We start from the raw sequence: 6,895 nt of genomic DNA, 5'->3' as shown, positions 1-6,895 counted from the left end.
GCCGCCGCAGGTCGCGCCGATCGCGCGCGGTTCGGTCTCGTTGTCGTACGCGGGTTCGTCGAGCAGCCCGCGGCGGACGTCGCCGAGCCCGACGCGCGAGAGGATCGCGACGCCGTTCCAGCGGCCCCATGCTGTACGGACCGGACCTTTTTTCTCCGACGAGCATTACGGTTCCGGGGTTCCCGGCGCGCCGTTCCCGGGCCGAATACGGCCGAACAGACGAATACCGGAGGCCACAATTCCACCCCTTCCAGGCATTATGACGGTTTCGCCCGAAATAGTCACCAGCGCTTCCGGCGCGGTTCCCCGAAGGGCATTCCGGTACCGTCACCCCAATGACGTGGAGGATGACGGCCGAATCGGCATCGCGTCGCCGGGTGCTCGGCCTGGCCGGACTGGCGAGCCTGCCGGTCATGACCGGCTGCGGAGCCGGGACCAGCCGGGGAAAGGCGGAAGCACCGGCCCCCGCCCCGGAACCGGTGCCCGCGGGCGACGACGTGATCATGATCGTGCGGCATGCCGAGAAACCGGCCGGAACCTCGGCCCCCTACGGGATCACCGCCGACGGGGTGCGCAGCGAAGGCTCACTCACCGTGCGGGGATGGACCCGTGCCGGGGCACTGGCCGGGTTGTTCGCCCCCGCCGGGGACGCACCGGTCCGCGCCGGGCTCGCCCGCCCCGCCGCGGTGTACGCGGCGGCACCCGACGGCGACAAGGAGCAGCGTCCCTTGCAGACGGTCTCGGCGCTGGCCGCGCGGCTGGGCCTGACCGTGACCACGTCCCACGCCAAGGGGGGTGAGGCGGCGTTGGCGGCGGAACTCGCCGTCCGGCACGGCCCCACCCTGGTTTCCTGGCAGCACGAGGACATTCCGGCCATCGCGGTCGGACTGGGCCCGGTCTCCCCCGCCCCGCCCGGATCGTGGCCGGGGGACCGGTTCGATGTCGTCTGGGTGTTCGTCCGCTCCGGCCAGGGGTGGACGTTCCGCCAGGTCCCGCAGCTGCTCCTGGACGGCGATCGGCCCACGGTGATCGCCTGAGGATCCGCTTAAGGCGCCCCGCAACCCCTGGCCACGCCGGCCGCGCGCGGCGATCATGAGGACATGGCGGTGATCTCTGAGCGCGCGGCGGTGCGCCGGCTGCACGACCGGTTCGGCTTCGGGCCGCGCCCCGGCGACCTCGACCGGGGTTTCACCGAGACGCTGAACCGGCTGTTCACCCCGGGGCGCGACGCCGGAGCCGACGCGACCCCGATCCCGCAGCCGGGCGCCCCGCCCCGGGAACCGGACAAGCAGGACAAGACGGCGCGGGCCGCGGCGGCACGGCAACTCCAGGCGCAGGCCACGCAGGCCCTCCAGTGGTGGCTGGACCGCATGGTGGCCGCGGACGACCCGCTCCCCGAGCGGATCACCTGGTTCTGGCACGGGCATTTCGCCACCAGTGAGCAGAAGGTGCGCAGTCCGCAGCTGATGCTCACGCAGAACCAGACCCTGCGCACGCTCGGCCTCGGCGGCTTCACCCCGCTGGCACAGGCGATGGTCGTCGATCCCGCGATGCTGCTGTGGCTGGACGGCAACAGCAACAGGGCGGGCAGGCCGAACGAGAACCTGGCGCGCGAGTTCATGGAGCTGTTCACCCTCGGGGTGGGCAACTACACCGAGGCCGACGTCCGCGAGGCGGCGCGGGCGCTGACCGGGTGGAGCGCCAAGCGGGACGAGCCCACCGCGCGTTTCGACCGCAAGCACCACGACGACAGGCCCAAGAACATCCTCGGCACCACGGCGAACTTCGACGCTGGGTCCTTTGTGGACCTTCTGCTGGGCAGGCCGCAGTCCGCACCGTTCATCGCCGGCAGGCTGTGGTTCCGGCTGGTCTCCCCCGACCCGCCACCGCCCGATGTGCTCAACCGCCTCGTCGCCGCCTACGGCAGCAACCGGGACATCAGGGCACTGCTCCTGGCGATCGCCGGTGAGGACGCGTTCCGGGACCCGGCCGCGTCGCTGGTGAAGCAGCCGGTCGAATGGCTCGCCGGGTTGATGCGCGCGCTCGGGGTTCGCCCCGGCACCCTGCCCGAGAAGGACAGGGCCGCCCTGCTGACCGGGTTGCGCGGGATGGGCCAGGTCCCGTTCGAGCCTCCGAGCGTGGGCGGCTGGCCCGCCGGCGGCGCCTGGCTGACCACCTCGGCGGGGCTGTCCCGGCTGCACCTCGCGCAACTGGTGGCCGCCCACGCGAACCTGGACGCGGTGGCGAAGGCGGCGGACCGGGTGACCGCGGTCGGCGACCTGCTCGGCGTGGACGGCTGGTCCGCCCGCACCCGCACCGCGCTCGCCGGGGTCGCGCACGATCCGAAGCAACTGTCCACTGTGGCCGCTTGTGCCCCCGAGTACGTGGTGAGCGGGTAGGAAATGAACAAGCTGACACGGCGCCGCTTCCTGATCGCCAGCGGAGTCACCGCGGCCGGGGCGCTCGCCGCCGGGGCGACGCAGGTCGACTGGACGCAGTTGCTGGACGCGGCCCAGCACAACCCGCTGGACCCCAACGCGGGCGTGCTGGTCGTGGTGACGCTCTACGGCGGCAACGACGGGCTCAACACGGTCGTCCCGGCGGGCGATCACGTCTACCAGGACGCGCGCCCGGAACTGGCGTACAAACCGGAAGAGGTCCTCGGCCTCGGCGAAGGGCTCGGACTCAACCCCGGCATGAAGGGGTTGAAGGGCCTGTGGGACAACAAGGAACTCGCGATCGTCCGCGGGGTGGGCTACCCGAAACCGGACCACAGCCACTTCCGCTCGATGGCGATCTGGCAGACCGCCTCGCCGGAGAGCTCGGTACCCACCGGCTGGCTCGGGCGCTGGCTCGACGCCTCCGGCGCCGACCCGTTGCGCGCGGTCTCGGTGGAACCGGTGCTGCCGCCGATGCTCGCCGGGGCACGGACCGCCGCGGCCTCACTGCCGGTGAGCGGGCTCAAACTGCCCACGGGTGCGCTCGGGAAGTCCTTCCAGGGACTGGCCACCGCCGAACCCGGCGACGGTGCCTGGCAGGCGAGGGCCGCCCGCTCGGTGGCCGACCTCTACCGCGCGGAACAGGTGCTCGGCAAGACCGTGGCGCGGGACCCGAAGGGCAAGCACCAGAAGGGGGCACTCGCCGCGCAGCTCGACCTCGTCGCCGGGCTCATCGAGGCCGGAGTGCCCACCCGCGTGTATTCGGTCTCGCTCGGTGGTTTCGACACGCACGCGGACGAGCGGGGCACACAGCAGCGCCTGCTCACCGAACTCGACGACGCGTTGACCCCGTTCGCGCAGCGCCTCGGCCGGACCGACCGGGGCAGGCAGGCCGTGGTGCTGGTGTACTCCGAGTTCGGCAGGCGGGTGGCGGCCAATGCCAGTGAGGGCACCGATCACGGCACCGCGGGCCCGGTGTTCGTACTGGGCAACGGGGTGCAAGGCGGATTCCACGGTGCCGAGCCGAGCCTGACCGACCTGGACAACGGCGATCTCAAGGAGACCACGGACTTCCGCGACGTCTACGCGACCCTGCTGGAGGGCGTGCTCGGCACCGACGCGGGAAAGGTCCTCCCTGACCACAGTGGACGGTTGGACGGGCTGCTCGCCTGACGGCGGGCCTACCTTGGGGACACCCCGGCGGGCGCGGTTCAGGGCGTCTCGGCCTGTGCCGGGGTCTCGGCCGGGGCCGGGGTGAGTCCGCTGAGCGTGAACTCGGCGCCGCCCCCGGCGGCCTCGCCGCACCGCAGTTCGCCGCCGTGGGCCCGGGCGAAGCCGCGGGCGATGGCCAGGCCCAGGCCCGATCCGCCGCCAAGCCGGTCGCGGGCCTGGTCGAGGCGGACGAGACGGTCGAAGATCCGTTCCCGTTCACTGGGCGGGACGCCGGGGCCGGTGTCCGAAACGGTGAACCCGTCGGTGTGGACGGTCAGCGTGAGCGTGCCGTGCCCGCCTTGGGCCCGCAGGGCGTGCAGGGCGTTGTCGACCAGGTTGGCCAGGACCTGGGTGAGCTGATCGGCGTCGCCGAGCACCCGGGCGTCCTCGCCGTGGACCGCCGCGGTCACCTCCGGGGCCAGCAGCCGGACCCGGTCGGCCTGGGCCTCGGCGAGGGCGAGCAGCGACACGGGTTCGCGCTCGGGCTGGACACCGGCGTCGAGCCGGGCCAGTTCCAGCAGGTCGCCCACCAGCTTCCCGGCCCGCCGCGATTCCCGGACCAGCAGCAGCTGCAGGCGTTCGGCCTGCCCGGAACCGGCGTCCGGGGGCAGTTGCAGCACCGCCTCGGCGGCGGCCTGGATCCCGGCCAGCGGGGTCCGCAGTTCATGCGCTGCGTCGGCAACGAAACGCCTGGTTCGTTCCTCGGAATCGCGGGCCGCCCGCTCCGCACCTTCGAGCGCGTCGAGCGCGGCGTCGAAGGCCGCGGCGGTGCGGCCGAGTTCGGTCCCGGGCCGGGCCGGGGCCAGCCGCCCGCCCCGGCCGCCCGAGACGATCGAACGCGCCAGCCGGGTCATCGCGTCCAAAGGGGACAGTGCGAGCCGGACCCCGGCGAGCAGCGCGAGCGCGGTGACCACCACCGCGCCCAGTCCGGTGATCAGCAGCAGGTTCCGCAGTGTCCGTTCGGTTCCGGCGATGAGCGAGTCGTCGGCGACCAGGGTCAGCTTCGCGCCGTTGATCCGGGCAGGCCCGGACAGCGTGGCCCGCACCTGCTTGAGGCGGGTGTCGGGCGCGTCGTCCTCGACGCCGAGGGAAGTGCCGTCGGGCAGGGTGAGCCATCCCCGCACGCCCCGCGTCTCGACCCGCAGCAGCAGGGTCGGCGGGTTCACGTTCTGCTTGGCCAGTTGCTGGGCGAGCTGGACCCGCCCGGCCAGCACCCGGTTGACATCCTGCTCGGCCTGGGCGCGGAACACCGCGTCCACCACGAACCCGACGATCACCAGCACCACCACCAGCACCCCCAGTGCGGTGACGGTCACGCGCCGGTACAGCGAGGCCGTGCGCAGGCCGGTCAAGGGCGGCCCCCGCGCAGGACGTAACCCTGGCCGCGCACGGTGTGCACCACCCGCGGCCCGTGTGCTTCGAGCTTCTTGCGCAGCGTGCTGACATTGACCTCGACGAGGTTGGGGTCGTAGTCCTCGTAACCCCACACCGCGGTCAGGATCTGGGTCTTGCTCACCACCCGGTCCCGGTGCCCGGCAAGATAGCTGAGCAGCTTCCATTCGGTGGCGGTCAGCTCGACCGGGGTCCCGCCGTGGAGCGCCATCCCCGCCTCGATGTCCACCACGAGATCGCCGACCTCGACGGCGGGCCTGGTGCGCCCGGTGCGGCGCAACACCGCCGCCACCCGCGCGACGAGCTCGGCCAGCACGAAGGGTTTCACCACGTAGTCGTCGGCGCCGTCACCGAGCCCGCGCAACCGGTCCTCGACGCCGTCGCGGGCGGTCAGCATCACGACCCCGGCCCGGCAGCGCCGCCGGATCACGCGCAGCAGTGCGAAGCCGTCGCGACCGGGAAGCATCACGTCGAGCACGATGAGATCGGGACGGAACCGGGACAGTTCGGCCTCCAGGTTCGTTCCGTCGGCCAGCGCCCGCACGGTGAACCCGGCGGAACCGAGGGCCGTCTCCACCGCGACGCGGATCGCCTCGGCATCCTCGACCACGAGAATTCGCGGCCCGGCCGGGCCGGATGGGGAAGGCACCGCGGCAGTGTAGCGGTGCCCCGGTGGTGCCCGGGTGAGCTCCGCGCTTCCCAACCGCTGGAACCAGGCGCCTTCCGTGGTGTCCCGCTGGCAGAATCCGCCCGTGCCGCCATCCTCGCAGCCCTTGCGGAAACTGGGCTTTCTGACCATCGGAACCTTCGACGAGCACGACCCCCGCGCCGGTCACGAGTCCACGCTCGGCATCATCGAACTGGGCGAGCGGCTGGGTTTCGACAGCGCCTGGGTCCGGCACCGGCACCTGCAGTACGGCATCTCTTCCCCCGTCGCGGTGCTGGCCGCGGCCACGCAGCGCACGAGCCGGATCGAGCTCGGCACCGCGGTGATCCCGCTGGGCTGGGAAAACCCGCTCCGGCTGGCCGAGGATCTGGCCACAGTGGACATCCTGTCGGGCGGCAGGCTCAATCCCGGGGTGAGCATCGGTCCGCCCACCCACTACGACGAGGTCAGGTCGGCGCTCTACCCCGGCACCGCGGACGCCGAGGACTTCGGCTACGACCGGGTGAAACGCCTGCTGGACTTCGTGCGGGGCGAGCCGGTGACCGCCTTCCGCGGCACCGAGGGCTTCGAAGTGTTCTCCGACCGCGTGCAGCCCCACTCGCCCGGCCTGGGACGGCGCCTGTGGTACGGGGGCGGAAGCCTGGCCTCGGCGCGCTGGGCGGGCGAGCACGGGATGAACTTCCTCACCAGCAGCGTGGTGAAGGCCGAAAACGCCCGGAACTCCCCCGATTTCGCCGCGGTCCAGCTGTCGCACATCCGGACGTTCCGGGCGCATCACCCCGACGGCGAGGCCGCCCGCGTCTCCCAGGGACTCGTCGTGATCCCCACCGACTCGGCCTCCCCGGCCCAGCGGGCGAAATACGCGGAATACGCCCGGAAAAGGACACCTCGGACAGCGGTGCCGCAGGGGCCGGCGCGGATGCTGTTCGCCCCGGACCTGGTGGGCCCGTGCGACGAGCTCGCGGAGCGGCTCCACGCCCACGCGGCGTTCCGGGAGGTCCACGAGGTGGCCTTCGCGCTGCCGTTCACCTTCGAGCACGAGGACTATGTGCAGATCCTCACCGACCTCGCCACCCGCCTCGGCCCGGCGCTCGGCTGGCGTCCCGCGAGCCAGTGACCCGCATCCCTTCCTCCGGCACCTGTGTCCCACTCACGCACCTGTCTGGTCCGCTCGCGGTGCAGGGCG

Annotated in this window: 6 protein-coding genes and 1 pseudogene; 4 read left to right on the top strand and 3 right to left on the bottom strand. The window is 72.4% G+C overall.

Annotated elements, in window-relative coordinates:
• A pseudogene (locus tag FNH05_RS39500) lies at positions 1-126 on the bottom strand (exodeoxyribonuclease III); the annotation flags it as partial.
• Positions 127-335: 209 nt separating this feature from the next.
• Between FNH05_RS39500 and FNH05_RS28205 the strand changes: the two are divergent.
• The 3 genes from FNH05_RS28205 to FNH05_RS28195 all read left to right on the top strand — a co-directional run bounded on the left by FNH05_RS28205 (position 336) and on the right by FNH05_RS28195 (position 3,611).
• The gene (locus FNH05_RS28205) at positions 336-1,037 is read left to right on the top strand and encodes a hypothetical protein (RefSeq protein WP_246127986.1); all 702 of its coding nucleotides are present in this window, start codon (positions 336-338) and stop codon (positions 1,035-1,037) included.
• Between the two features lie 63 nt (positions 1,038-1,100).
• Positions 1,101-2,399, top strand: coding sequence for a DUF1800 domain-containing protein (locus tag FNH05_RS28200; protein ID WP_144591883.1), 1,299 nt, complete (start codon positions 1,101-1,103; stop codon positions 2,397-2,399).
• A gap of 3 nt (positions 2,400-2,402) precedes the next feature.
• Positions 2,403-3,611, top strand: a complete 1,209-nt coding sequence (locus tag FNH05_RS28195; protein WP_144591882.1) for a DUF1501 domain-containing protein — start codon at positions 2,403-2,405, stop codon at positions 3,609-3,611.
• 38 nt (positions 3,612-3,649) lie between these two features.
• On the opposite strand, the gene FNH05_RS28190 is transcribed toward FNH05_RS28195, so the two are convergent.
• Together FNH05_RS28190 and FNH05_RS28185 are read right to left on the bottom strand one after the other, a co-directional pair.
• The gene (locus FNH05_RS28190; RefSeq protein ID WP_246127985.1) at positions 3,650-5,002 is read right to left on the bottom strand and encodes a sensor histidine kinase; all 1,353 of its coding nucleotides are present in this window, start codon (positions 5,000-5,002) and stop codon (positions 3,650-3,652) included.
• Positions 4,999-5,691: a response regulator transcription factor gene (locus FNH05_RS28185; RefSeq protein ID WP_246127984.1), complete on the bottom strand. Its 693-nt coding sequence runs from the start codon at positions 5,689-5,691 to the stop codon at positions 4,999-5,001. Before FNH05_RS28185 ends, FNH05_RS28190 begins: the two co-directional genes overlap by 4 nt.
• Positions 5,692-5,794: 103 nt before the next feature.
• On the opposite strand from FNH05_RS28185, the gene FNH05_RS28180 reads away from it, so the two are divergent.
• The gene (locus FNH05_RS28180; protein ID WP_144591880.1) at positions 5,795-6,826 is read left to right on the top strand and encodes an LLM class flavin-dependent oxidoreductase; all 1,032 of its coding nucleotides are present in this window, start codon (positions 5,795-5,797) and stop codon (positions 6,824-6,826) included.
• Positions 6,827-6,895 lie beyond the last annotated feature (69 nt).

This window comes from Amycolatopsis rhizosphaerae (assembly GCF_007713715.1).
Classification (GTDB): Bacteria; Actinomycetota; Actinomycetes; order Mycobacteriales; family Pseudonocardiaceae; genus Amycolatopsis_E; species Amycolatopsis_E rhizosphaerae.
Note: the sequence above shows the minus strand (reverse complement) of the source record. Positions and strands in the feature narration are given on the sequence as shown.